The 25,047-nt window shown below is 60.6% G+C and carries 20 protein-coding genes and 2 pseudogenes; 8 read left to right on the plus strand and 14 right to left on the minus strand.

What is annotated here, in order from left to right:
• Positions 1-19: 19 nt before the first annotated feature.
• Both pheS and pheT read left to right on the plus strand, forming a co-directional pair.
• Positions 20-1,102, plus strand: a complete 1,083-nt coding sequence (gene pheS / locus FHX16_RS01515; protein WP_016552375.1) for a phenylalanine--tRNA ligase subunit alpha — start codon at positions 20-22, stop codon at positions 1,100-1,102.
• Between the two features lie 15 nt (positions 1,103-1,117).
• Positions 1,118-3,541: a phenylalanine--tRNA ligase subunit beta gene (pheT, locus tag FHX16_RS01520; protein WP_183863521.1), complete on the plus strand. Its 2,424-nt coding sequence runs from the start codon at positions 1,118-1,120 to the stop codon at positions 3,539-3,541.
• Positions 3,542-3,594: 53 nt separating this feature from the next.
• Here the strand turns inward: pheT and FHX16_RS01525 are convergent, their stop codons facing one another.
• Both FHX16_RS01525 and FHX16_RS01530 read right to left on the minus strand, forming a co-directional pair.
• Positions 3,595-3,954 (minus strand): nuclear transport factor 2 family protein, encoded by a 360-nt coding sequence (locus FHX16_RS01525; RefSeq protein WP_183863524.1) that lies wholly within the window; start codon positions 3,952-3,954, stop codon positions 3,595-3,597.
• Between the two features lie 216 nt (positions 3,955-4,170).
• Positions 4,171-4,665 (minus strand): ferritin-like domain-containing protein, encoded by a 495-nt coding sequence (locus tag FHX16_RS01530; RefSeq protein ID WP_183863526.1) that lies wholly within the window; start codon positions 4,663-4,665, stop codon positions 4,171-4,173.
• A 143-nt stretch (positions 4,666-4,808) separates the two neighbouring features.
• Here FHX16_RS01530 and FHX16_RS01535 point away from each other — a divergent pair, with 143 nt between their 5' ends.
• Positions 4,809-5,426, plus strand: a complete 618-nt coding sequence (locus FHX16_RS01535) for a hypothetical protein (RefSeq protein ID WP_259126377.1) — start codon at positions 4,809-4,811, stop codon at positions 5,424-5,426.
• Here FHX16_RS01535 and FHX16_RS01540 read toward each other — a convergent pair.
• The 6 genes and pseudogenes from FHX16_RS01540 to FHX16_RS01565 form a co-directional block, all read right to left on the minus strand.
• Positions 5,416-5,760 carry a hypothetical protein gene (locus tag FHX16_RS01540; RefSeq protein ID WP_183863528.1) on the minus strand — a complete coding sequence of 115 codons (345 nt, stop codon included), beginning with the start codon at positions 5,758-5,760 and terminating at the stop codon, positions 5,416-5,418. The two genes, FHX16_RS01535 and FHX16_RS01540, sit on opposite strands and share 11 nt — an antisense overlap.
• An 88-nt stretch (positions 5,761-5,848) precedes the next feature.
• Entirely contained in the window at positions 5,849-7,255 is a 1,407-nt protein-coding gene (locus FHX16_RS01545) for an HlyD family type I secretion periplasmic adaptor subunit (protein WP_183863530.1), read from the minus strand.
• Positions 7,252-9,396 carry a peptidase domain-containing ABC transporter gene (locus FHX16_RS01550; RefSeq protein ID WP_183753450.1) on the minus strand — a complete coding sequence of 715 codons (2,145 nt, stop codon included), beginning with the start codon at positions 9,394-9,396 and terminating at the stop codon, positions 7,252-7,254. The genes FHX16_RS01545 and FHX16_RS01550 overlap by 4 nt, the downstream gene beginning before the upstream one ends.
• Positions 9,397-9,434: 38 nt before the next feature.
• Complete coding sequence (locus tag FHX16_RS01555; protein ID WP_183753448.1) at positions 9,435-9,743, minus strand: hypothetical protein; 309 nt, start codon at positions 9,741-9,743, stop codon at positions 9,435-9,437.
• Positions 9,744-9,769: 26 nt separating this feature from the next.
• A pseudogene (locus tag FHX16_RS01560) lies at positions 9,770-10,993 on the minus strand (GTP-binding protein).
• A 20-nt stretch (positions 10,994-11,013) separates the two neighbouring features.
• Complete coding sequence (locus FHX16_RS01565; RefSeq protein WP_259126379.1) at positions 11,014-15,717, minus strand: DUF4082 domain-containing protein; 4,704 nt, start codon at positions 15,715-15,717, stop codon at positions 11,014-11,016.
• Between FHX16_RS01565 and FHX16_RS01570 the strand changes: the two genes are divergently transcribed.
• Both FHX16_RS01570 and FHX16_RS01575 read left to right on the plus strand, forming a co-directional pair.
• On the plus strand, positions 15,689-16,243 hold the full coding sequence (locus FHX16_RS01570) for a hypothetical protein (RefSeq protein WP_259126380.1): 555 nt from the start codon (positions 15,689-15,691) through the stop codon (positions 16,241-16,243). The two genes, FHX16_RS01565 and FHX16_RS01570, sit on opposite strands and share 29 nt — an antisense overlap.
• A gap of 299 nt (positions 16,244-16,542) precedes the next feature.
• Positions 16,543-16,796: pseudogene (locus tag FHX16_RS01575) on the plus strand (AAA family ATPase); the annotation flags it as partial.
• Positions 16,797-16,853: 57 nt separating this feature from the next.
• On the opposite strand, the gene FHX16_RS01580 reads toward FHX16_RS01575, so the two are convergent.
• Positions 16,854-17,801 carry an aldo/keto reductase gene (locus FHX16_RS01580; protein ID WP_183860686.1) on the minus strand — a complete coding sequence of 316 codons (948 nt, stop codon included), beginning with the start codon at positions 17,799-17,801 and terminating at the stop codon, positions 16,854-16,856.
• A gap of 181 nt (positions 17,802-17,982) precedes the next feature.
• On the opposite strand from FHX16_RS01580, the gene FHX16_RS01585 reads away from it, so the two are divergent.
• Entirely contained in the window at positions 17,983-18,969 is a 987-nt protein-coding gene (locus FHX16_RS01585; protein ID WP_183860684.1) for a Gfo/Idh/MocA family protein, read from the plus strand.
• 1 nt (position 18,970) lies between these two features.
• Here the strand turns inward: FHX16_RS01585 and FHX16_RS01590 are convergent, their stop codons facing one another.
• Together FHX16_RS01590 and FHX16_RS01595 are read right to left on the minus strand one after the other, a co-directional pair.
• Positions 18,971-19,348: a GtrA family protein gene (locus FHX16_RS01590; RefSeq protein ID WP_183753436.1), complete on the minus strand. Its 378-nt coding sequence runs from the start codon at positions 19,346-19,348 to the stop codon at positions 18,971-18,973.
• Positions 19,345-20,358 (minus strand): glycosyltransferase family 2 protein, encoded by a 1,014-nt coding sequence (locus tag FHX16_RS01595; RefSeq protein ID WP_183860682.1) that lies wholly within the window; start codon positions 20,356-20,358, stop codon positions 19,345-19,347. The genes FHX16_RS01590 and FHX16_RS01595 overlap by 4 nt, the downstream gene beginning before the upstream one ends.
• A gap of 156 nt (positions 20,359-20,514) precedes the next feature.
• Here FHX16_RS01595 and FHX16_RS01600 point away from each other — a divergent pair, with 156 nt between their 5' ends.
• Positions 20,515-22,353, plus strand: a complete 1,839-nt coding sequence (locus tag FHX16_RS01600; protein ID WP_183860680.1) for a hypothetical protein — start codon at positions 20,515-20,517, stop codon at positions 22,351-22,353.
• Between the two features lie 3 nt (positions 22,354-22,356).
• Here the strand turns inward: FHX16_RS01600 and FHX16_RS01605 are convergent, their stop codons facing one another.
• From FHX16_RS01605 to FHX16_RS01615, 3 genes are all read right to left on the minus strand, one after another.
• A complete protein-coding gene (locus FHX16_RS01605; RefSeq protein WP_183860678.1) occupies positions 22,357-22,593 on the minus strand; it encodes a hypothetical protein in 237 nt (78 codons plus the stop codon).
• 124 nt (positions 22,594-22,717) lie between these two features.
• Positions 22,718-22,981, minus strand: a complete 264-nt coding sequence (locus tag FHX16_RS01610) for a hypothetical protein (RefSeq protein WP_183753428.1) — start codon at positions 22,979-22,981, stop codon at positions 22,718-22,720.
• Positions 22,982-23,063: 82 nt separating this feature from the next.
• Positions 23,064-23,234: a hypothetical protein gene (locus FHX16_RS01615; protein ID WP_246712559.1), complete on the minus strand. Its 171-nt coding sequence runs from the start codon at positions 23,232-23,234 to the stop codon at positions 23,064-23,066.
• A gap of 196 nt (positions 23,235-23,430) precedes the next feature.
• Between FHX16_RS01615 and xseA the strand changes: the two genes are divergently transcribed.
• Positions 23,431-25,020: an exodeoxyribonuclease VII large subunit gene (xseA, locus tag FHX16_RS01620; protein ID WP_183860676.1), complete on the plus strand. Its 1,590-nt coding sequence runs from the start codon at positions 23,431-23,433 to the stop codon at positions 25,018-25,020.
• Positions 25,021-25,047: the final 27 nt, after the last annotated feature.

Raw genomic sequence — 25,047 nt, forward strand, 5'->3', positions numbered from 1 at the left:
CCCTGTGAGGCAGGAAAAGATGACCGAACTCGAAACCCTGGAAAAGCAACTTCTGTCTGATGTGGCAGCCGCTGCCGACGAGCCGGCGATCGAAGCCGTGCGTGTTGGAGCACTCGGCAAGAAGGGTTCGGTCTCCGAGCTCCTGAAGACGCTCGGTTCGATGACGCCGGAAGAGCGCCAGACGCGCGGTGCGGCGATCAATGCGCTGAAGAATGCCGTCACCGACGCGATCACGGAACGCAAGGCGGACCTGAAGAAGGCCGCGATCGACGCCCGCCTGAAGGCGGAGACTGTCGACGTCAGCCTGCCGGTCCGCTCTTCGCCGGCCGAGCGCGGCCGCATCCATCCGATCAGCCAGATCATCGACGAGATCACCGCGATCTTCGGCGACATGGGCTTCTCGATCGCTGAAGGTCCCGATGTCGAGACCGACTATTACAATTTCACGGCGCTGAACTTCCCCGAAGGCCACCCGGCCCGCGAGATGCACGACACCTTCTTCTTCAATCCGGATGAGAACGGTGAGCGCAAGGTGCTGCGCACGCACACGTCGCCGGTGCAGGTGCGCACCATGGAAGCGCAGAAGCCACCGATCCGCATCATCATCCCCGGCAAGACCTATCGCCAAGACAGTGACGCGACCCACTCGCCGATGTTCCACCAGGTCGAGGGCCTCGTCGTCGACAAGAAGGCGAATGTCGCCAATATCCGCTGGGTGCTCGAAGAGTTCTGCAAGACCTTCTTCGAGGTCGACAGCGTGACGATGCGCTTCCGCCCGTCGTTCTTCCCGTTCACCGAGCCGTCCTTCGAGGTCGACATCCAGTGCGACCGCTCCGGCCCGATCGTCAAGTTCGGCGAGGGCACCGACTGGATGGAAATCCTCGGCTGCGGCATGGTGCATCCGAACGTGCTGCGCGCCGGCGGTCTCGATCCCGACGAGTACCAGGGCTTTGCCTGGGGCATGGGCCTCGACCGCATCGCCATGCTGAAATACGGCATGCCCGACCTGCGCGACTTCTTCAACGCCGATGTCCGCTGGATGACCCATTACGGCTTCCGCCCGCTCGACATGCCGACGCTGTTCGGCGGTCTGAGCGCGTAAGGGAGGATAGAGATCATGAAGTTCACACTTTCCTGGCTGAAGGATCATCTGGAAACGGATGCGACCCTCGATGAAATCTGCAAGCGCCTGACCGAGATCGGGCTCGAGGTCGAGGACGTCGATGACAAGGCGGCGTTCAAGCCCTTCGTCATCGCCAAGATCCTGACCGCCGAGAAGCATCCGCAGGCAGATCGCCTCAAGGTTCTCTCGGTCGACACCGGCAATGGTGCGCCCGTCCAGGTCGTCTGCGGCGCTCCGAATGCGCGCGCCGGCCTGATCGGCGCCTTTGCAGCTCCCGGCACCTATGTTCCCGGCATCGACGTGACGCTTGCCGTCGGCAACATCCGTGGCGTCGAAAGCCACGGCATGATGTGCTCCGAAAAGGAGCTGCAGATTTCCGACAGCCACGATGGCATCATCGATCTCCCCGAGGATGCGCCTGTCGGGCAGAGCTACGCCGCCTATGCGCACCTCGACGATCCCATGATCGAGATCAACCTGACGCCGAACCGTCCGGATTGCACCTCGATCTACGGTATCGCTCGTGACCTGGCCGCCTCCGGCCTCGGCACGCTGAAGACACGGCCCGCGCCGTCCTCCGCCGTCGAAGGCGAGACACCGGTCAAGGTGACGCTCGACCTCGATGACGAGAAGCTTTGCCCGGGCTTTGCGCTCCGCCTCGTGCGCGGTGTCAAGAACGGCCCGAGCCCGAAGTGGATGCAGCAGCGCCTGCTGGCGATCGGCCTGCGCCCGATCAACGCGCTCGTCGACATCACCAACTACATGACCTTCGACCAGGGTCGCCCGATGCACGTCTTCGACGCCGCCAAGGTCAAGGGCAACCTGACAGTCCGCCGCGCCAAGGATGGCGAAACGGTGCTGGCGCTCGATCAGCGCGAGTACAAGCTTGGGCCCAACAACGTCGTGATCGCGGACGCCGATGGCATCGAGTCGATCGGCGGCATCATGGGCGGCGAGCATTCCGGCTGCGACGAGAACACGACGGATGTCCTGATCGAGAGTGCTCTCTGGGATCCGATGAACATCGCGAAATCGGGCCGCGGCCTCGGTATCATCACCGATGCGCGCTACCGCTTCGAGCGCGGCGTCGACCCTGAGTACATGGTTCCGGGCATCGAGCGCACCACCGAACTGGTCCTCGAGCTCTGCGGCGGTACGGCGGCCAAGGCCGATGTCGTCGGCTACAAGGGCTATGACCCCAAGATCGTCGATTTCCCCTTCTCCGAGGTCAAGCGCCTGACGGGGCTCGAGGTTTCGACGGACGAGAGTGTCGAGATCCTGACCCGCCTCGGCTTCAAGGTCACCGGTTCCGGCGAGCGCGTCTCGGTCTCGGTGCCGTCCTGGCGCCCCGATGTCGACGGCAAGGCCGACCTCGTCGAAGAAGTCATGCGCATCCACGGCGTCGACAACATAAAGCCCGCGCCGCTGGAAAGCCACGCGGCCGTCAACGGCAGGATCCTGACGACGCTGCAGATCCGCACCCGCACCGCCAAGCGCGCGCTTGCCTCGCGCGGCATGCTGGAAGCCGTCAACTGGTCCTTCATTTCGGAAGATCAGGCAAAGCTCTTCGGCGGCGGCTCGCCGGCACTGAAGCTTGCCAACCCGATCGCCGCTGACATGTCCGACATGCGTCCGTCGCTGTTGCCCGGCCTGCTCACGGCTGCCCAGCGCAATGCCGACAAGGGCTACGGCGACGTCGCGATCTTCGAAGTGTCCGGCACCTATGAGAACGATCGCCCCGAGGGCCAGCGCCGCGTTGCCGGCGGTGTCCGTCGCGGCACCGCCTCGCTTGCCGGCGCCGGCCGCATGTGGCTGAACGCTGCCAAGGGTGGCGGCAAGCCGGTCGACGTCTTCGACGCCAAGGCCGATGCGCTGGCCGTGATCGAAGCCTGCGGCCTGCCGATGGGCAATATCCAGATCGAGCAGGGCGGACCCGAGTGGTACCACCCCGGCCGCTCCGGCACGATCAAGATGGGTCCGAAGGTTATTCTTGGCTATTTCGGCGAGTTCCATCCCTCGACGCTGGAAGCGCTTGACGTGTCAGGCGCGCTCTCAGGCTTTGAAGTCTATATCGACGCCATGCCTGAGCCGAAGAAGAAGGCGACCCGCACCAAGCCGGCGCTCGAGCTTTCACCCTTCCAGGCCGTCAAGCGCGATTTCGCCTTCGTCGTCGACAAGTCGGTGGAGGCAGGCGCGATCATCAAGGCCGCGACCGGTGCAGACCGCAAGCTCGTCACCGGTGTCAACGTCTTCGACATCTTCGAAGGCCCGTCGCTCGGTGAAGGTAAGAAGTCGGTGGCGATCGAGGTGCAGATCCAGCCGGTCGAGCGCACGCTGACCGACGAGGATTTCGAAGCGCTGACTGAGAAGATCGTCGCCAGCGTGACGAAGTTCACCGGCGGCGTCCTCAGAGCCTGAGGCGCATCCGATCTGTTAATGCAAAAAAGCCGGCGATCGTCTCGCCGGCTTTTCTATGTGTGGAGATAGTAGAGCTTGTTGACGATCGTCCAGCGGCCATCGATCTTCAGCATCGAGAGATAGTCGGTGAACCGCATGCCGGCGAAATCGTCGCTGACCTTGACGCTTGCCGCATCGCCGATGATGTCGAGCATCTGGATGTCCATATGCGGCTGTGTGGTCGGCGGCGCCGAGCCCTCGGCGACGATGGCGGCAATGAACTCGTCCCGGTTCAGCCATTCGACGGCATTTTCGTAGTGGCCGATGATGGCACATTGCGGATGAAAGGCCTTCCGCAATGCCGCTTCGTTGGCGAAGGTCATGCCTTCGACATAGAGATGAACGACTGCTTCGATTGCCTGCTGGTCCGACATGCCTCACCTCGCCAGAAAGATGCCCAATAGCATAGTGCAGCGAATGGGTGCGGCAAGGTCGCCCGATGCGACAGCGCCTTAACCTTTTGGCTGGATCGCAAGCTCCGCCGGCCAGGGAATGCTCGCCGGCGATCTGGTCTCGCGGACCTTCCCCCGGTTGTCGATCGCGCCGGGAAGGAACCTGTGCAGCTATTGTTGCTCCCGCGGGACCGACAATCAGGCCGCGGCCTTCTGGTTGGCGGCTGTCATCGCCAGCTGTGACAGGGTCTTGTCCGTCGCGGCCTCTTCCTTGAGCGTCGCGTCGAGCAGGGCGACGACGTCCTTCTTGCCGAGCGTCTGTGCCCAGGTCTTCAGGGTGCCGTAGCGGGCGATCTCGTAGTGTTCGACCGCCTGCGCTGCTGAGATGAGACCAGCATCGATAGCCGGCGAGCCCTTGAATTCGTCGATGATCTCTTCGCCCTCGGCAATAATGCCCTGGATCGCTTCGCAGGTCTTCCCCTGGGCGCGCTTCCCAACGATTTCAAAGACCTGCTGCAGGCGTTCCACATGGCCTTCCGTCTGCTCGCGATGCTTTTCGAAGCCGGCTTTCAGCTGTTGCGATCGGGCCGCCCGCGCCATTTTCGGCAGGGCGCGAAGAATCTGCCGTTCGGCAAAATAGATGTCCTTGAGCGTATCGTAGAATAGATCGTCGAGGGTCTTTTCCTTGGCCATTGTCTCTTCCCTTACTGTGTGGAGTACCGCGAAGCGCGGACGGGAGAAGAAGCTAAGAGGACGCTAATTGTTCCGGCCGTTTTTCGGGTTGCGCCGATCGTCAGGGCCGGCAGACTGCGGCGGTCAAACAACGGGAGCTTTTCGTGAAGAAACCTGGATCGATGAAGGGCCTGGAGGATCTCGGGCGTGCGCGGCTTTCGAAGAATTTCTTCCTCCGCGATTTCCTGCATTCCGAAATCGCCGATTTCTACCGCATTCCGAACATTCCGGAGAATCCCGATTTGGCGATCGAGGCGGGAAAACGGCTCTGCGAGGACCTGCTGGAGCCGCTGCAGGCAACCTTCGGCCGGCTGCACATCCGCTCCGGCTATCGCTCGCCCGAGGTCAACCAGTTCGGCAACCGCAACAATCTCAACTGCTCGTCAAATCCCGCGACCGCGGCCGATCACCTCTGGGATCTTCGCGATTTCGATGGCTGCATGGGAGCGACAGCCTGCGTCGTCGTTCCGTGGATGATCGACAACTACCGCAACGAGGAGGATTGGCAGCGGCTTGCCTGGTGGATCCACGACCATCTGCCCTATACCGCACTCTGCTTCTTCTCGAAACTCTGGGCCTTCAACATCCAGTGGCATGAGCGACCCCGCCGTATCATCCAGAGCTATGTCCGGCCGCGCGGCATCCTCACGAAGCCGGGAATGGAAAACTGGGAAGGCAGCCACGCCGGGTTCTATGAAAGTTTTCCGCCGCTCAGAAGTTGACGCGATAGCGAATGTGCCCGTCGTTCTCGACATAGCCGTCGTAGGGCGCGCTTTTGAATCGTGCCACCCAACCAAGGCTGCTTAACACTGTCCGGCATGTCCCAGGACAGCTCGGCGACGCTTGCGATTTCGGTGAGAAGCGGAATATCAGGGCCGGGATTGTCGGGGGCGTTGACCTGGCAAGGCCGACTGCCAGGCGATTGTTGAGTCGCGCAAGATCGGCGCGCTTGAGCGTCAGCATCGTATCTTCGAAGGCCGAGCCGGTCACATCAACAAACTGCCACCCGGTAATAGCTGCACTGTCCCTCTCGATGGTGGCAGTGCGACCTATCATATTGTCGGGACCGCTGCATCCCCACTGCTGGGGAGGCGATAAAGCGGCCCCGTCAAGCATTTGCGGCGCCAGCGGCCATCTGGCGTTTTCAGGGCTCGCGGATTGCGGTGTCGAGTCCTCTCAAGATGGGATAGAGGAAGTAGGAGATGACGGTACGATGCCCCACCATAATCTCGGCTGAAACCGTCATACCGGGCAGCAGACGCACGGGCTCGTCCGAGCCCTTTAGCCTTGGGTCAGCGAGCGGTATGAGTGCCTTGAAATAAGGGGCCGCCGTCTGGGTTGCGGCCTCCTGCTGCGATGGGGTGAAGGCGTCGCGGCTCACCGTTCTGACCGTCCCGGATGCAGTGCCGAACTTTTGGAACGGATAGGCGTCAAACTTGATGCGCGCTTCCTTGCCATTGGTAATGCGGCCGATGTCGCGGGTATTGACCGAAACCTCGGCTTCCAGCGGTACATTGAGCGGAACCAGCGTCACAATGGGCTCGGCCTCTCGAACCACGGAGCCAACCGAGCGTGCGGCAAGATCAAGCACGACTGCATCCGCAGGTGCCGTCAGTGCAACCATGTCACGCCGAAGCTCCATCTTCTTCAGTTCCTGAGCGGCGGTGTCGCGCTGGCTGCGCAGATCGACCAGTTGCTCCATGGCGGCGCGTCGGAAGTCTTCGATGAACGCCTGTCTATCCGCCTTCAGCTTGGCGAAGGTATGCTCTGCCTCATCTGCCCGGCCCTGGACAGCGCTAAGACTGGTCTCGACATCCAGGCGAGCGTCGCGCGATCCAAGCAGTGTTATCAAAGATCCGCTTTCGCGATTGTAAAGCCGTTCGCGGGCACCCTCGATCTGTGACAAGGTATCACGCCGATTGGCAAGGACCGTCTCCTGGTTCCGGCTTGAAGTGATCGTCGCGGCCTGTGCCGCAATCTGCTGGTCGTAGTTCTGCAGCTGCGCCATGTAATAAGCGCGGCGCTGCCCGAAAAGCTGCATCTGAAGCAGTTCGTCGCGGGATCCGCCGGCCGTCTGGGTGTAGTCGGTACCGGCAAGCTCGGCTTCGAGGCGTTTCACCTGGGCGTCGAGAGCCGCGAACTTTGCCCGTTGCTGATCGACGTCAGATTGGCTGAATGTCGCATCGAGCGTCGCGAGCACCTGACCTTTCTTAACGATCTCGCCGGCTGCGACATTGATCGTTCGGATGATGGACGTTTCGAGAGGCTGTACGACGATGGTCGGCTGCGTCGTGATCAGTTTACCGGGCGCAACGACGACCTCGTCGATCGACGAAACGGACGCCCAGACGATTGCCGCGGCAATCAGCGCGGTGATGCCGTAAAGCGTCATGCGAGCGACTCTTGGCGGCGCGCGTTCCTCCAGCTCCACGGCATCGGATTGGAACTCTGCGATCGCGGCCGGCAGCGAGCGCCTGAGCGCCGGTTGAGTGACCGGGGCGGGTGCTGGAACTGGAAGGTTCTCTCTTGGTTTTTCAGCGCGCGCGTTCATGCTACCTGCCTCATCTGCTGGGACCACAGGTGACGGTATGTCATGCAGCGTGTGACCAGTTGATCATGCCTGCCGATATCGGCGATCTTGCCGCGTTCGACGACGAGAATGGCGTCCGCATCCACAAGCGTGGAGAGGCGGTGAGAAACGATAACCACCGTTCGCCCGGCCGCGATCTGGCTGAGGTTTTGGCGAATGATCGTTTCGCTGTCCGGGTCGAGCGCGCTGGTGGCCTCGTCCAGGATCAGCAGTTTCGGATCGGTGATGAGTGCCCGGGCAATTGCCAGACGCTGTTTCTGCCCGCCCGACAGGTTCGAGGCGTTTTCCTCCAGCATCGTGTCGAAACCGCGCGGAAGGCGCTCGATGAACTCTTCGGCGCCGGCAATGCGTGCCACCTCCATGATTTCCTCGATACTTGCGTCGGGCTTTGCCGCCGCGATGTTTTCGCGAACAGTGCCGCGGAAAAGGAAGTTGTCCTGCAGCACGACACCGGTGCTCGTCCTGAGATGCACAAGGTCGATTTCGCGGCTGTCATAGCCGTCCATCCGCACAATACCCTGCTGGTTCTGATAGAGACCCTGGATCAGTCGCGTGATCGTCGTCTTGCCGGAACCGCTCTTGCCAACGACGCCGAAGACGGAGCCGGCAGGAATGTTGAAGGAGACATCGTCGAGTGCCGGCGGGCCATCTGGTCCGTAGCGGAACGTCACCTTGTCGAACTGGATGTTGCCTCGAAGGTGCGGGCGAATGCCGCGACCGCGGCCAGCCTGTTCCGGGCGCTGGTTCATGATCTCACCCAGCATCCGCACCGAAAGCGCAACTTCCTGGTACTCGTGAACCATCGTCACGATCTGGACAAGCGGGCCAGACACGCGACCGGCGAGCATGTTGAATGCGACCAATGCGCCAATCGTCATCGCGCCGCTGAAGACGTCGAGAGCGCCGAGCCCGATGATCGCAACGCTCATCAGCTTTTCGAGGAGCCCGGTCATCGATTGGGCGGCCGTCGAGATTTTCTCGACACGGAACCGGACGGAAATCGATTGCGCCGAATAGTCGTCCCAGGCGCGGCGCTGGCGTGGTTCAAGCGCCAGCGATTTGACGGTGCGCATGCCGTGGACGGTTTCAACGAGCAAAGCCTGGCGGTCGCCTTCCGCCTTGTAAAGCGCCTGGAGACGACGCTGGAAGGGGCCGACCAGAAGCATGACGACGAGGCCGACAAGGGCGGCAAATCCGATGACGACGAGGGTCAGCTTGACGCTGTAAAGAAGCAGGATCGGAATGAAGACCAGCAATGACACGCCGTCGAGAAGCGTCAGAAACAGGCGGCCGGTCAGAAACTCGCGAATCCTGCCTGTCTGCTGCATGTGCTTCACGAGGACGCCCGCCGAAGCCTGCTCGAACAAGGCGATTGGAAGATTGAGCAGATGCCCGAACGTGCGTGTCGCGATGCGGATATCGATCCGGTTCGTCGCATAGAGCAACAGGTAACGGCGTAGGAAGCTGAAGGCAGCATCGAAGACAAGGGCAATGCCGATGCCGATGGTCAGGACCGTCAGCGTTGCGTAGCTCTGATGGACCAGCACCTTGTCGATGACAAGCTGAAAGAAGATCGGCGTCATCAGGCCAAGGCCGTAGAGGACGATGGCGGCAAGGGCAACATCGCGGAAGAAGCTGCGCTGCTTGATGATCTCGGGAATGAACCAGCGGAAGCCGAAAGGCTGGTCGGCATCGTTGATGCTGAAGTTTCGCTTCATCATCACGACGGATCCCCGCCAAGACCTGGTGAACTGCTCCTCGTTCAGGAGAATGAAGTCAGGGCGCTCGGCGAGCGGGTCGAGAACCCTGATTTTTGCCTCTTCTTCACCCATGGCCGGGCCGGCAATGACGACCCAGTTGCCGTTGTCGAGTTCCGCCAGAACCGGGAAGGCCTCGCCCAACTGGACGAGTGATGTCCAGGAAAGGCTGATCTGCCGTGCGCGCAATCCGGCATCCTTCGCCATGCGCAGCAGCTGCCGCATTTCGACCGGCCGCTCGTCGACTGCGTAGTCGTGCTGCAGGCGTTCGGGTGATAGATCGACGCCGTGATGGCGTGCGACGAGAGCAAGGCAGTGTAGATTGGTGTGCAAAAACGTACTCATGGCCCACCCGGGTGTCTGCGTTGAAGAAGAGGCGTTGGTCAGTTGAAGTTCGGCGAGGCGTTTGCCGATGCACCAGACGGCTGAATGATTTCAGCCTTGGGGGCCGATGGCAGGTCGTTGATGCGACGCACTGCACCCGCCTCGACAAGCCCGCCAAGCGCCTTCTGCATCAGGTCGACCGCATTCGCGAACGCGTCGACCGGCAAGATAATGCGTTGGCGGAATACCGGCTTCGGGTTGTTGCTCGCATCGCGCTCGGTGGCCGACAGCGACATCAGATCGATGCGCACGATGGTGCCGGTAACGGTGATTTCGCCAATTCCATCTGCATAGAGTTCATTGCTCATTGTCGTCTCCTCGTTTCGATAGCTGATCATGGATGGTGATGTTGTGCGTGTTGCCAGGCCGGGAACGGATCCGCGAGATGCCTACCGAGATCGGGGTCGAAGCTTGCTTCGTCTCCGATCAGGCAATCGTCGAGCGCGGCGCTGATCGCCCGCTTATCGAAGCCGGCGCCGATGAACACGAGTTCCTGGCGGCGATCGCCCCATACGGCGTCCCAATAGCGGTCGAGCAGTTGGCGGAACTGCGGATAGCGTGGCCAATGCGCCTTTGACACGCTTGCCCACCAGAAGCCCTTGGTGTCCATGCGTCGCTGTGTACCGGCAATCGAAAGGAGCCCGATCTCGTTCGGCCGCGTCGCCAACCAAAAGTGTCCCTTGGCGCGAATGAGGCCCGGCCACTGCTGCGCGAGAAAGCGGTCGAGCGCGGCGGGGTCGAAAGGACGGCGTGCGCGATAGACGAAGCTTGAGATCCCGTACTCCTCGGTTTCCGGAACATGGTCGCCCCAGCCATAGAGCTCCTTGTGCCAGTACGGGTGACGGGCCGACTTGGCCTCGCTGAAAAGGCCGGTGTCCAGAATGGTGGAAAGCGGGAGATGGCCGAAGTCCGTCTCGATGACGCGAGCATCGGGATTGAGTGCCGCAACGATCTGGCGCACCATCGCGCGGGTCTCGGAACTGACCTCGGAAACCTTGTTGATCACGACCACATCGGCAAATTCGATCTACTCTACGAGCAGGTCTACAAGCGTTCGTACGTCATCGGTGTCGCGAGTTTCGCCGCGATCGCTCAGGAAATCGGCGCTCGAGTAATCCGCCAGGAGGTTTGCCGCGTCGACGACCGACACCATTGTATCAAGCCGCGCAACGTCGCAAAGCGCGCTGCCGTTTTCGTCGCGAAAAGAGAATGTAGCGGCGATCGGCAGAGGTTCGGCGATGCCGGTGCCCTCGATGAACAGATAGTCGAAGCGACCGTCGGCAGCAAGCCGACGCACTTCGCTCAACAGATCGTCACGCAGCGTGCAACAGATGCAGCCGTTGGTGAGTTCCACCAGGGTTTCATTGGTGCGCGACAGGTTGGCACCCCCATCACGAACGAGCTCAGCATCAATATTGATTTCGCTCATGTCGTTGACGATGACGGCAACCCGGCGTCCTTCCCGGTTACGCAATACATGGTTGAGGATGGTTGTCTTTCCCGCGCCGAGGAAACCCGCCAAAACCGTTACTGGGAGGCGCTTGTCGCCACCTGTCATTGATACTCCCCCACTCGCTGTTACGCTGCGAGCTGCTGCCTGAATGCCACGTCCACGTAGTAGTTGGTGCTGTTGAATGTGCTCGTCGGGAACAGCCCGCTGGAGCCATATGCATAGACGCCGTTACCACCGCTCAGCGCCGACGACATCGCCTGCAGATTGCCGTTGGTCGTGGTGTCGCTGAAGTAGTTGCCGGTTGCCGAGTAATTGCCGTTCGTGCTGTAGGATACGACGTATGTCGAGCCGGCATCGATGGCGACCTGCTGCGAGAGATCGACAGATTGCCAACCGCTTGCGCTCTCGTTGGTGAAGGTGGCGCTCGCCAGCAGGGTACCGCTTGCTGTCCAGAGATAGCCTGTGTGTGCTCCGGTATTTTCCGCGCTCTTGTAGAAGCGAATACCGGTGATCCAGCCCGCTGCATCCGACTGGAATTTCATGCCGAGATTGACCGGGCTGTTGTCGTTGACGGAGACGATCGCCGGCGTCGTACCGGCGGCGAAGACATTCTGCTCGCTGCCTTCGTTGGAAATGTTGAGGGATGCCTGCGCAGTGGACGTTGCACCCTTCGTATCGGCGATGGTGTAGGAAAAGCTCGCAGATCCGGTGTAGCCCGTTTCCGGCGTGAAGGTGATCATGTTCGACTGGCTGTCGAAGGACACCGTTCCGTGCAGCGCGTTGCCGACACTGGTGACGGAAATCGCGTCGCCATCGGGGTCGCTGTCGTTGGCGAGCAATGCCGAGGCGAGGATCGTCAATTGGGTGTTTGCAACACCTGATATTCCGGAGTCGTTCGCAGCGACGGGGGCAGCGTTTTGAGTCGCTGGCTGATAAAGAACGTCGACCCAATAGTTGGTCAAATTGTAGGTCGCGCTCGGGAAGAGGCTGCCTGTGCCATAGGCATAAACGCCATTGCCCGTAGAAGATGCGGTCAGAGTGCCGTTTGAGTGGCTGGTCGTGAAATAGTTTGGCGTGGCCGCATAGAAGCCGTTCGAATGATAGCTTGCCACATAGGTAACGCCTGCGGAGATGCTGACAGGTTGCGAGAAGGTTACCGTTTGCCAGCCGCTTGCTGTCTCGTTCGAGAAAGTTGCGGACGCAAGCAGGACGCCGGTGCTGCTCCAGAGTGAACCGACGTGCGTGCCGGTGTCTTGCGCGCTCTTGTAGTAGCGCAGGCCAGTAATCTCGCCCCTTTCGGAAGAGGTGAACTTGACGCCGAGTTCCACCGATCCTGGATCATTGTCCGCAGCAATGGTCGGCGTATCCGTTGACGAAAACAGGCCTGTGCCCGTTGGCTGTGCGCCAACCGTCAAGTTGACGGTTGCCGAGGCGGTACCGCCGCGGCCATCCGCGATCGTGTATGAGAAATTTGCCGCGCCGACGTATCCTGTTGTCGGAGTGAACACGATCGTATTTGTCACGCTATCGAAAGTGACTGTGCCGTTTGCCCCGTTTGCAACACCCGTGATCGACAACGGGTCGCCATCCGGGTCGTTGTCGTTCGCCAGGAGGGCTGCTGCCGCAATGGATAGTGCCGTGCTCGAGTAGGTGCTGAAGCCGTTATCGTTGGCTGCAACAGGCACCGAATTCACCGTCGATTGATTGAATACGACATCGACCCAGTAATTGGATGCCTGATAGCTGGATGTTGGGAAGGTCGTGCCGGTGCCGTAGGAAAAGACGCCGTTCCCTCCGCTCGCCGTCGCGGAAACGCCGGTGAGGGCTCCGTTGGTATGCGCTGTGTTGAAGTAGCCGACAGTTGCCACATAGGTCCCGGTCGTGTGATACGATGCGACGTAGGTTACCCCGGCCTGGATCTGGATCGGGCTGGAGAACTTTGCGGTTTGCCAACCGCTGAGAGACTCGTTGGTGAAAGTTACAGTCGTCAGGAGCGTGCCGTCAGTGCTCCAGATCGAACCAGTGTGGGTACCCGTATCGCCGGCCGCCTTATAGAAACGAATTCCGGTGATCGAACCGCTGCTCGATGAGGTGAACTTCATGCCCAACTCGACTGCAGAATTGTCGGTAAAGGCCTGCCCCGTGGGACCTTCGTTCGGCTGAAACAGCGAAACGCCGGCAGCAACTTCCTCCACGGAAAGGCTCACGCTCCCCTGGTCCGTGCCACCTCGCCCGTCGGAAAGGGTGTAGCTGAAGCTTGCAGGCCCGATGTAGTTGGCGTTCGGTGTAAAGATCACGTTGCCGGTCTGAGTATCCAGCGCAACCGTTCCGTTGACTGCATTGCCAACGCCGATGATCGTCAGCGCATCACCATTGGCGTCAGCATCATTGGCTGTCAGCGAGGCAAATGACACTGTCAAAACGCCATTGCGGGAGATGGTAAAGCCGCTGTCGTCGGTTGCCACGGGTATGCTGTTCGGACCAGCGTCAAACACAACATCAACCCAGTAGTTTGATCCGCCAGGGTTGTTGCCCGGGAAGGTACTGGTGGCGCCGTATGCATAAACACCACCACCATCAACTGCCTTCAGCACGCCATTGGTATAGGTCGAGCCAGGAGTGAAATAGTTCTCGGTGACTGAATAGAAGCCGTTGCTGTGATAGGAGGCAACGAAGGTCGTCCCCGCGGGGATATGAATTGGAGTGGAAAAGGTGACTGTTTGCCAGCCTGAAAGGGACTCGCCCGTCGATACGCCCGTGGCAAGCAGTGTCCCATTGGCGTCCCACAAACTGACTTTATGTTCACCAACGTTGTAGAAGCCTTTGTAGAAGCGAATCCCCTCGATATAGCCGCCGGTGGTGGACTGAAAACGGACCCCGAGCTCGACGCCGTCGCGGTCGACCGCAGTCTCGAGCGTGGGCTTGGAGGCCAGTGTCCAAAGACCGGTCGTGTCCGGCAGTGTGACAGTGACCTGCTTTCCGGACGATGGCGTCTCCAGGTTGACGCTGTCGTCGACTGCACGCGACATGATCGTGTAGGTGCCGCTCGCCTGGACGACCCAGTTGTAGCTCCAGTTTTCACGGCCGGTTGCCTTGAACCAATGCTGGCCGCCGTCAGTAGACACCTCGATCCCGGCGATAATGCCGCCGCCGAAGTCCTGGGCCGTTCCAGTGATCGTGACGTGCTGGCCTTCGACAAAACTCGCACCGATGATTGGCGACGTAATCGTTGATGTTGGCTTCAGGTGGTCAGTGGACTGCGTCGCGAGAATAAGGCTGGCATCCAGAGTCGTTGGCTGGATGCCCATGTCCGCGAACATGTTGACCATAGCCTGCTGGACGTTAGGGTCGGTTGGCGTCTCGGCGCCTTGGTGTTGATCGTTCAATCCCCAGGACCAGAAAACGGTGCCTGCGCCGAACACCAAAGCTCCGCTTGCGGCTCTGTACATCGTCAGGCTGTGGTCGACGACGGCATCGCCAACGCTTGTTCCATAATCCCGGAGGTAAGTGTTCACCGCCACCGTAGACAGAGACAGGTTGATCAGCCCGTCTGGCCGGAACCCATTTTCGACGTCGGAATCCCATTCATAGCCAAGCAGGTTCTGGACGAGATTGTATGTTTCTCCGGGCTGGAGGTTGGCAACGTCGGTGTTTCGCCAGAAACGCAGGTTCGAATAGTCATAAGGTATTGAAATTGTATCGGAGCGATAGCTGTCGACCGTGAACATGGTTCCGGTCAGTGAGTTCTCCGGCTCCTGTCCGGGGTCGGCATAGCGTGGATCGCGCCAAGTGCCGGTGCCGATATCGCTCGGATCCGTGCTTGTCCCCCAAGTCTCCTTGTAGCAAACCATGGTCCGGTAGGCTTGGCCGTTGCCGTCAATGCTGCTTTCCCATCGTACTTTCCAGTAGCATTCATTTCCGCTCCAGAACGCCAGGTTGACGCCACTATCGCGGGCTGCTTCGACGTTCGCGCGCTGTTCGCCTGACCAGTATTCGTCGTGGCCAACGGAGAGGTAGGCTTGATGGTTGAGGAGCAGATTGCCATTGCGAGACGCATCAACGCCGGAGATGTAGGAGACGTCATAGCCGTTTTGCTCAAGCCATTGGATTGCTGAGTGCTCGGCGCCAAAGATGTAGTCCCACGTTCCTCCCATCACGCTTGTATTGGTGATGATCGGCCGGTTGTAGCTGATTGCCGATGCACGCCCAATCGCAGTCAGGCCGCAACTGCAGTTTGGAGGCATGTAGCCGATCATGTCTGCTGGGTCGACCGGTACATTGCCTTCGTAGAGGCTCGCCCCACCCCATGCATTGTAGGCCTGCCAGGTCGTGTCGGAGGTCTGGAAGACGATGTCGCTGTGCGAAGCATCGTCGCGCACGACAAACGGAATGATGCTTGCGTCTTCCGTCCCGTCCTCCCGCACCAGTTTGGCGATGTACACGCCGGATACTGCGTCATCCGGAATCTGCCAGCTCGCTGAAACCGACCAGTTGCCACAGTCGATAAGGCCAAGCGACATGTCGACGATGGGGTGCGGCTGGATCTGAGCCGTCGTCAATGACTTGTCGATCGACGCAACCTTGCGCGCGCCGTCGCCGCCGTAATAGCCGAGACGATAAATGTCGATGCGGTAATGGGTCGAGTCCGTTGCGATCTTGAAGTCTACGGTGCCGCCGACATTGGTGCTGATTTCCGTCGCAAAGCCCTGAATAGTCCCGCCGCCGTCGCCGTCGAGGCCCCATTCACTGATCGGGTCGCCTTTCAGCGCGTTTTCGCGGGCGATCTTGTTCAGCGTTGGAGTGGCCGCTACTGCCGCTGTGACTGTCATCACAGGTGTCGTCGAGGCCGTCGCGGCCAGCGTCGCCGGCGCTGACGTGGATGACGCGGACGAAGTATCGTCCTCAGCCGTCCCCACACTTGCGGCCGAAAACCTCAGGATCGGCGCACTCGACGTATCGCTTGCGCCCGAGACCGGCAGTGTCACCTCGGGAGCAGCCGAAAGGGCAGATTCCAGCGACGTCGTGGCAATCGGCGTGGAAGGATCGGGAGGCAGGACCGTGCGTGGCTTCGCTGTCGTCTGTGGGTCGGGCGTGGAAGAACTTGTCGTCGATGCCCCGGCGGTCGTTAGCGCGAAGCTGGCTCCGCCGGTCGTATCGCCTGTTGAGGGCGCACCTGAAGCCGGAGACATTTGCGACGTGGCTGGATCACTCGTCAGAGGAGATGCTGTGGTCTGTGCTCCCGTAAGCGAGCTTACCGAGCCGACGGCGTTCACGTCGGTAATCGGCGGAGCCCCCGTTGAGGAACCTACTGTTGCGTTCGCGAGAAGAGCACTGCCAGTGACCGCTGCGCTGTAAACGCTCGACGTTCCGCCGTATGCGCTCAGATAGTCGCGGTTCTTGATGTTGATCCTCAGCATGACGAACGCCCCTCACTCGCACTGCGACACATGTCCAGGGAAGTATCCTGTCATGTTTGCGGAAAGAGAGAACGACAGTAATCAGCGGTATGATGTATCGCGACGCATACACCAATAGGGTTACATCTTATCTATGGAGCTGTTTTATTCAATTTTACACCGCTTAGCCGAAGGTAATACTTAAGAAGCTGGCCAGGCTGAGGGCTCGTGCGAGTTCTCGGGTCGGTCAGTCTTTCGCGGTATGGCCGTCTGTCGGATGAGCAGAAAACCGCGATCGAACGTGTCGCCGGATCGGAGCGCATCACGGCTGTGCCGGCGCTGGCAAGACGACAATGATGAAGGCGGCGCGAGAGGCGTGGGCGGCGGCCGATTATAGGGTCGTTGGTGGCGCTCTTGCGGGCAAGGCGGCAGAAGGCTTGGAAAAGGAAGCTGGCATTGCCTCCCGCACGCTGTCCGCCTGGGAACTTAATTGGCCAAGAAGCTCGCGTCAGCGCGCTCCGTGCTCGCGCTTCGCATAGCGGATCGTCACGGCCATCGGCTGGCTCCCGTCACGCGCCCGCAGTGTCGAGCAGTGCCATTGCCTCGTCGGAGAGCGAAACTGTCGCCGACTTGGTTAGGCTGTCAAGCTGCGACAGGCTGGTGGCGCTGGCGATCGGCGCCGTCACGCCCTTCTTTCTGAGCAGCCAGGCAAGCGCGATCTCCGCCGGCTTGGCGTCGGTTTCCGCCGCGACCTTGTCGAGCGCTGCAAGGATGCGCATTCCCTTGTCGTCGAGATACTGCGCCACCCGGCCTTCTCGGGCGCGGCCTTCCGTATCGGCCTTGCTGCGGTATTTTCCGGAGAGAAAGCCGGCGGCAAGACTGAAGTAGGTGATGACGCCGATATCTTCCTTGACGCAGAGATCGGCCAGCGGTCCCTCGAAGCTAGCGCGTTCGTAGAGATTGTATTCCGGCTGGATCACGTCGTAGCGCGGCACGCCGACCTTCTCGGCGGCATCGAAGGACGCCTGAAGCTGTGTCGCGTCGAGATTGGAGCAGCCGATCGCGCGGATCTTGCCTTGCTGCTTCAGCTTGGCAAAGGCGCCGAGCGTTTCTTCATAGGGCGTGTTCTCGTCAGGCCAATGCGAGAGGTAGAGGTCGATATGGTCGGTTTGCAGCCGGCGCAGCGAATCCTCGACCGCCTTCAGGATATAGGTTTCCTTCAGCGTCTTGCCCTGGCCCATGTCGGAGCCGACCTTGGTGATGATGACAGCCTTGTCACGGGAGACCTTGCCGCGCTTCAGCCACTTGCCGATGATCTCCTCGGAATCGCCGCCCTTGTTGCCCGGCACCCAGGCCGAATAGACGTCGGCCGTGTCAATCGTGTTGAACCCGGCGTCGAAGAAGGCATCGAGAATGTCGAAGGATGTCTTCTCGTCGGCGGTCCAGCCGAAGACGTTGCCGCCGAAGACGATCGGGGCGATTGAAAGGCCAGTTTTTCCAAGACGGCGCATATCCATGGCGCTCTCCTAAAGTGCTGAATTGATTGAAATCGATGACGCGACAGAACGCCGCCGGGAGGTAACCTAGCGCGGCCATCGTGCGATGGAAACCTGCTCCTTGAATTGTGATCACGCCATTGCGCCGCCGCCGTCGCCTTACTAAGGTGCGCAAAAATCGAACCAGGAGAGGAGTGAGGCTATGCTGCGTTTTGGTATTCTTTCGACCGCGAAGATCGGCCGTGAACTCGTTGTCCCCGCCATCCAGGACGCCGAAAACTGCGTCGTGACGGCGGTTGCCAGCCGCGATCTGGCGAGAGCCCGGGAGATGGCGGATCGCTTTTCCGTTCCGCACGCCTTCGGTTCCTACGAGGAGATGCTGGCTTCCGACAAGATCGACGCCGTCTATATCCCGCTGCCGACCTCGCAGCATGTCGAGTGGACCATCAAGGCCGCTGACGCCGGCAAGCACGTGCTCTGCGAAAAGCCGATTGCGCTGAAGGCCGATGAGATCGACAGCCTGATCGCCGCCCGCGACCGCAACAAGGTTCTCGTCACCGAGGCCTATATGGTCACCTACACGCCGGTCTGGCGGAAGGTCCGTTCGCTGATCGCGGATGGCGCGATCGGCACGCTCTTGCATGTCCAGGGCGCATTTACCTATTTCAACCGCGATCCCGGCAACATGCGCAATATCCCCGAGCTCGGCGGTGGCGCGCTTCCCGATATCGGCGTCTACCCGACGATCGCAACACGCTTCACGACCGGCAAGGAGCCGCTCCGTGTTCAGGCCGTTACCCGCCGCGACCCTGAGTTCGGCACCGACATCTATTCGAGCGTCAAGGCCGACTTCGGCGACTTCGAGCTGACCTTCTATGTCGCAACGCAGATGGCGAACCGCCAGGTCATGGTCTTCCACGGCACGGATGGCTTCATCGAGGTGAAGTCGCCCTTCAACGCCGACCGCTGGGGCGCCGAGGAAATCGAGCTGACCAACCGCAGCCACAATGAATCGACGATCTTCCGCTTCCCGGACAGCCGTCAGTACAAGCGCGAAGCCGAAGCCTTTGCGCGGGCTGCCAAGGGCGAGAGTGAAGAGATCGTGACGCTGGAGAGCTCGAAGCTCAGCCAGAAGTTCATCGATTCGATCTATCGCGCGAGCGAGAAGGACGGCTGGGAGCCGGTCTGATTCAGTCGCGGCGGAAGACGAAGCGGGAATAGCCGATAAAGCTGAACACCATGGAGGCGGCGGTGGAGAGCACCATCGCCGCGAGCGGCTGCAGGTCGGGCAGCCGCAACAACAGCGCTGAATAGAGTCCATAGTTAACCAGTGCCGCGGTTACGCCGACGGAGCCGTAGCGAAATCCCTCGACGGCGAGCGAATGTCCCGAGCGATCGAACGTGAAAGTTCTGTTGAAGAGCCATGTCGTCGCCATTGCGAGAGCAATCGCGATCAAGCGCGCCAGGAATGGGCCAAGTGGCGTGACATGCAATAAAAACGCCAAGACCCCGGCATCCACGAGAAAGCCAAGGCCGCCTGCAATCGCGAAGCGCAGCAGCTTCTTCATCTGCTGCCGTTTCTACTCGGCAATTGTCGGGCAGTGTCGAGATCATCCACCAGCAACGGCGTCTGCTCGCGTGGGCGAGGGGACGCAAGGCTCATATAGTGGATACGAAGCTGTTCGGCGCGGGCGCGCGAAACGGAGTCCAGGATCACGCCGGCGGTAAACATCATGAATGATACCATCATCAGTGCCATGGACAGAACCCATGTCGGCATTCGGCTGACAAGACCCGTTTCAAAATACTCGACGAGAACAGGCGCCATGAATCCCAGACTGGCCAGCATAAAGGCGGCGCTGACGATGCCAAAGAACGCGAAAGGGCGGGTTTCCTTCATCAGCATCGCGAACATCCAAAGGATCTTTGCGCCGTCCTTGAATGTGGAAAGCTTGGAATGAGAGCCTTCCGGCCGGCGGCCGTAGTCCAGCTCAAGTTCGCTGATCGGCAGCTTCAGACGCGATGCATGCACGGACATCTCCGTCTCGATCTCGAAACCTCCCGAGACGGCAGGGAAGCTCTTGACGAAGCGTCGCGAGAAGACGCGGTAGCCCGAGAAGATATCGGTGAAGTCGGTTCCAAAGATCGTTCGGTAGAGCACGTTGAAAATCTTGTTGCCGAAGGCGTGACCCTGCCTGCCGGCGTCCGCCTGCACGCCTCGCCGCGTGCCGACGACCATGTCGGCGCGCTCCGTCAGTAGCGTGCGGATCAGTTCATCGGCGTCGTCGGGGGAGTACGTCGCGTCGCCATCCGCCATGATGTAGATGTCGGCGTCGATGTCGGCGAACATACGTCTGACAACGTGGCCCTTGCCTTGCCGCCGTTCACGCACGACGCTTGCGCCGGCAAGCATCGCGTGGAGGGCGGTGCCATCCGTCGAGTTGTTGTCGTAGACATGCACCACGGCGCCCGGCAGCGCAGATCGGAACCCCCGGACAACGGCGCCAATGGTCGAGGCCTCGTTGTAGCACGGTAAGAGCACCGCAATATTCAGATTGTCGATCCGCGATCCAGTCATGATCAAACCCGTGGCGAAGAAATCCGTTCAAGAATAGATGGTGGCCGTTAACAACTAGCTATGAATCCCACGAAAACCGCCGGCCAGTGGGACCTTTACGGTTTCTTGACAGGAGCGCGTTACTTTCTTGCTACTCAAAACGGTGAGATCCGCTTCATGACGAATGTTGCCCAGATGGTCGATGCGCCGACATCGGCATCGTTGACCGCCAAGCTGCGCACCATGATGATTAGGCTGTGGCCTTCGGCGCTCCTCTACAGCGCCCTCCTCGTTGCCGCGATCCTGGCTTTGAAGCTGCCTGGCGCCACGGATTATGTCGGCGCGGATAACGATGACGGTATGCGGCTTGTCGAGGTGCGCGATTTCCTGAACGGCCAGGGCTGGTTCGACCTGATGCAATACCGGATGGGTCTCGGCGAGGGCACGTTGATGCACTGGTCCCGCCTAATTGACCTTCCTATCGCCACGCTGATCAGATTTTTCGAGTTATTTCTCCCGCAGGAGCGGGCAGAGGCGCTTGCGCTTGCCGTCTGGCCGCTTTCACTAACCGTCCCCAGCCTCTGGGCCATGGGGCTTGCCGGCCGCCGCATCGGCGGCGTGTTCGGAATGCACATCGCCTTAGGGCTGACCGCAATGCTGTTGGTCGCCAGCAACCGTTTCCTGCCTGGCGCAATCGACCACCACAATGTCCAGTTCGCGCTGGTCGCCATCATGACGGCGATGCTGCTCGATGAAGACCATCGACCGCTCAGCTACGCGGTCGCAGGACTGGCGGCAGCAACCGCGATTGCCATCGGCGCCGAAACAACGCCTTTCGTGGCGGCAGCGTGCGTGGTTGTTGCCATCTCGTGGGCGTGGGAAGGCGAGCCGTTCGCAGGCGCAGCCAAGGCTTTCGGATTGGCCTTGGCTCTTTCGATCAGTCTGCTTTTCTTCGGTACCGTTCCACCGCGGCTCTATTCGGCAGTCAGCTGTGATAACCTGTCGCTCGGCTACTACAGTCTCGCGGCGATTGGCGGCGGGCTGTTGCTGTGTGCCGCCACCCTCGCCAGCAGAACAAGCCGGCTGCTGCGGTTTGTCGTTCTGGGCGGGATCGGCGCGGTCGTCCTCGCCTCTGCGATCACGATCGCTCCGCAATGCCTCCGCAACCCGCTGGCTGACCTCGATCCACTCCTTGTCACGCTATGGTTGGACGGGGTGCAGGAAGCTCAGTCGATTGTTGCGCTAGACCAGCGGGATCCGTTCACGCTCGGCTTTTTCTACGCAACCGGGGTTTTCGCAATAGCCGTCTGCATCCTTCGCCTTGTTTTCAGGGACCGGGTGCGAATTCACCTGATCCTTCTTTTCCTTCTTTCCGTCAGCTGGGCAATCGCGGCCTTTCAGGTGCGCGGCACGATGTTTTCCAATCTTCTCGCGGTCCTGCCGCTGACGTTGCTGATCATCGACCTGCGACGTCTATCGGCCAGCGACAGCGAGGATGTCGCCGCTGCCTTCTGCTACCTTTCCACTGTTCTTATGAGTGTGGCGGCAGTCTGGGGGCTCACGGGAGGGCTGATCGGTATGCAGGTGAACAACGAGAGCGTCCTGCAAGCGGCGTCCACAAAAACCTCTTGTGCGTCGAAGTCGGCTCTGGCGCCGTTGGCCGATGTTCCCCCGGGCCTTGTGGCGGCGCCGTCCGACGTGGGCGTCTCGATTCTCCGCTTTACAGGGAATCGGATTCTGGCCGCGCCGTACCATCGAAACCAAGGTGGCATGCTGACGGAAATGCATATCGGCCTGGCGGAACCGCAGGAAGCCGAGGCCTTCCTGAAGGGTGCAGGGGTCACGGTTCTGGCTTTTTGCGCCGACTATCCGCAGACCACGGAGCTCGCCAAAATGAAGCCGGATGGTCTTTACGCGCAGCTGACGAAGGGAATCGTCCCGGCTTACCTGAGGCCGATTCCAGCGCCCGAAGGTGCACCCATTCGGTTCTTTCGTTACGTGCCCACTGGGACGTAGAATTTAGACGAAGCGTCGGCGATCGAGGATACGCGCGAAAGCGTGGAGGCCGAGAAGGCAGATCAGAAGGCCAGCGTCATAGCAAACGATCGCGGCTGCAAGATCCAGAATGGATGTCAATGACACCAGGGCCGCGCAGGCGTAGGCGACGCAGACGAGGCAGCCGACCAACACCATCGAAAAGATCGAACGCATTGGCGCAGTGGCAAAGCCCAGTGTGGTGGCTGTCAAAGCGATCATCAGCATCTCCTGATTTGCTTCAGTATAGACGGGTCTGTCTTGTCGAACAATTAATGGAGCGGTTTGTTACGGTTTTCCCCAGTGTTCGCAATCGGCACAGGAGCGCCGCTGGCGGGACGGGCACCTAAGCGAGCCCGAGAACGCTCTCTGCCGTAGTGCCGGTGGCATGGACACGGGAAACCCGCAGCGGCAGCAGCGACCCGTCTGAAACAGAGGCAAAGGTCAGAACCTGCCCCGACGCCAGGGTCACAGCCAAGTCTCCGCCGATGCCGACATAGACCGCTCTTGTAATCTCCGGGAGATCGAGATTGTCATTGGGAACGATGGCGAAGCCGGCGCTTGCCGGACCAGTAAGAGAGGGTGCGTGGGAAGCAAAACGGTCGGACATGCAAACTCCTTTTGTCGTTTGCCCGATCATCGCTCTCCAAGGATTGTCGGGGAAAACGGTCCCGCGAGTTTCGCGGCGTGGTTCAATGAAGCAACTGATTTGCCACGGAAAAAACCGAGCTCTTGCGAATTCGGTTGAAAAAACATCCCCCTGTCGAGCCAGAAGCGACGCCTTCCCTGTCTACGTCGCCGCCGAGGGGCTGGTTGAAAAAGCGCTCATACCGGTCGAAGAGCTTCCTTAGGCTGATCTCCATGGTTTCCTCTCCGGATGCGGCTTGGTTCGGCAAGGGCGTGAGCCGAAAAAGCCATTGTTGCGAGATTCCGACTAAGCGGCCTTGCGCCTGGTTTTTTGTAATACCGCCAGACTAGCTTGCGGCAATAGCTGAGTGCGCAGAATGCCTGACTAAGACAAGGGCTGCTCTTTGCCGCCGCATCGGCTAGAACAGGACCATGAGCAATGTCTTCGAGAATGATTCGCCGAGCAATCTTGCCGAGTATTCGGTTTCGGAGCTTTCCGGCTCGATCAAGCGCACCGTCGAGACTGCCTTCGACCAGGTGCGTGTGCGGGGCGAAATTTCCGGCTACAGAGGGCCCCACTCTTCCGGCCACGCCTATTTTTCCTTGAAGGATGACCGCGCGCGTATCGATGCCGTCGTCTGGAAGGGCAATTTCTCCAGGCTGAAATTCCGTCCCGAAGAAGGGATGGAGGTGATCGCCACCGGCAAGGTGACGACATTCCCCGGCTCATCGAAATATCAGATCGTTATCGAAACGCTGGAACCGGCCGGCGCCGGCGCGCTGATGGCGCTCATCGAGGAACGCAAGCGCAGGCTTGGCGCCGAGGGGCTCTTCGACCAGTCCCGCAAGCGGCGGCTACCCTTCATGCCGAAGGTGATCGGCGTCGTGACCTCGCCGACGGGCGCGGTCATTCGCGACATTCTCCACCGCATCTCCGATCGTTTCCCGGTTCATGTCATCGTCTGGCCCGTCAAAGTCCAAGGCGACGGTTCCGGTGAAGAGGTCGCCAACGCCATCAGAGGCTTCAACAGCTTCGAGCCTGGTGGGGACATGTCGCGCCCGGACGTTCTGATTGTCGCCCGTGGCGGCGGCAGCCTTGAAGATCTCTGGAGCTTTAACGACGAAATCGTTGTGCGTGCCGCTGCCGAGAGCCAGATCCCGCTGATCTCGGCGGTCGGACACGAAACTGACTGGACGCTGATCGACTATGCCGCAGATGTGCGCGCACCGACGCCGACCGGAGCGGCCGAGATGGCGGTTCCGGTGAAGGCCGAACTGGGGGCGCAGACAGCAGCACTCGCCGCGCGCCTGCAGGGGTGTATGAACCGCCGCATGGATCATCATCGCCAGTCGGTTCGGGCTCTCGTCCGCGCGCTGCCTTCTCTGGATCAGCTCTTGGCCCTGCCGCGGCGCCGGTTCGATGAGGCGGCCGCCGGTCTTGGCCGCGGTCTCGAACTCAACACGATCAATAAGCGCCGTAGTTTTGAGCGGATCGCCGCGCATTTGCGGCCCGATGTCCTGTCGAACCGCATTACGGAGCGGCGCCAATATCTGAACGAACGTATGACGCGCGCGGAGCGGACGATCGAGCGTCTTCTCGACCGCTCGAAATCGCGGGTTGGCCGTGCGGACGCGATTTTTGCGACGCTGCCGGCGCGCCTGAAGACCCAGACGGCGCGCCAGCGTGATCACCTGGCCAATCTGTCACGTCACGCCGACACCGCTGTCAGGCATCAGCTAACGCGGGCACGCGGTGAGCTCACGGCTCAAGATCGTGTACTGCAGTCCCTATCTTACAAGAACGTGCTGAAGCGAGGCTACGCGGTTATCCGGGACGACGAGAACAGGCCCGTGTCGCAGGCGGCGATGTTGGCGTCGGGGACAGGCATCTCGATCGAGTTTGCGGATGGTCGTGTCGGCGCGGTGACGACGGACGGGGGCGCGTCCTCCTCCGCGCAGAAGAAACGAGCCGCGAAACCGCACGACGAGCAGGCGCCGCCAAAGCAGGGAAGCCTATTCTAGGTGGTCATCAGCCGCTGAATGTCACGC

Origin of the sequence: Rhizobium sp. BK661, assembly GCF_024808825.1 — a bacterium.
In the GTDB taxonomy this organism is placed as follows: Bacteria; Pseudomonadota; Alphaproteobacteria; order Rhizobiales; family Rhizobiaceae; genus Rhizobium.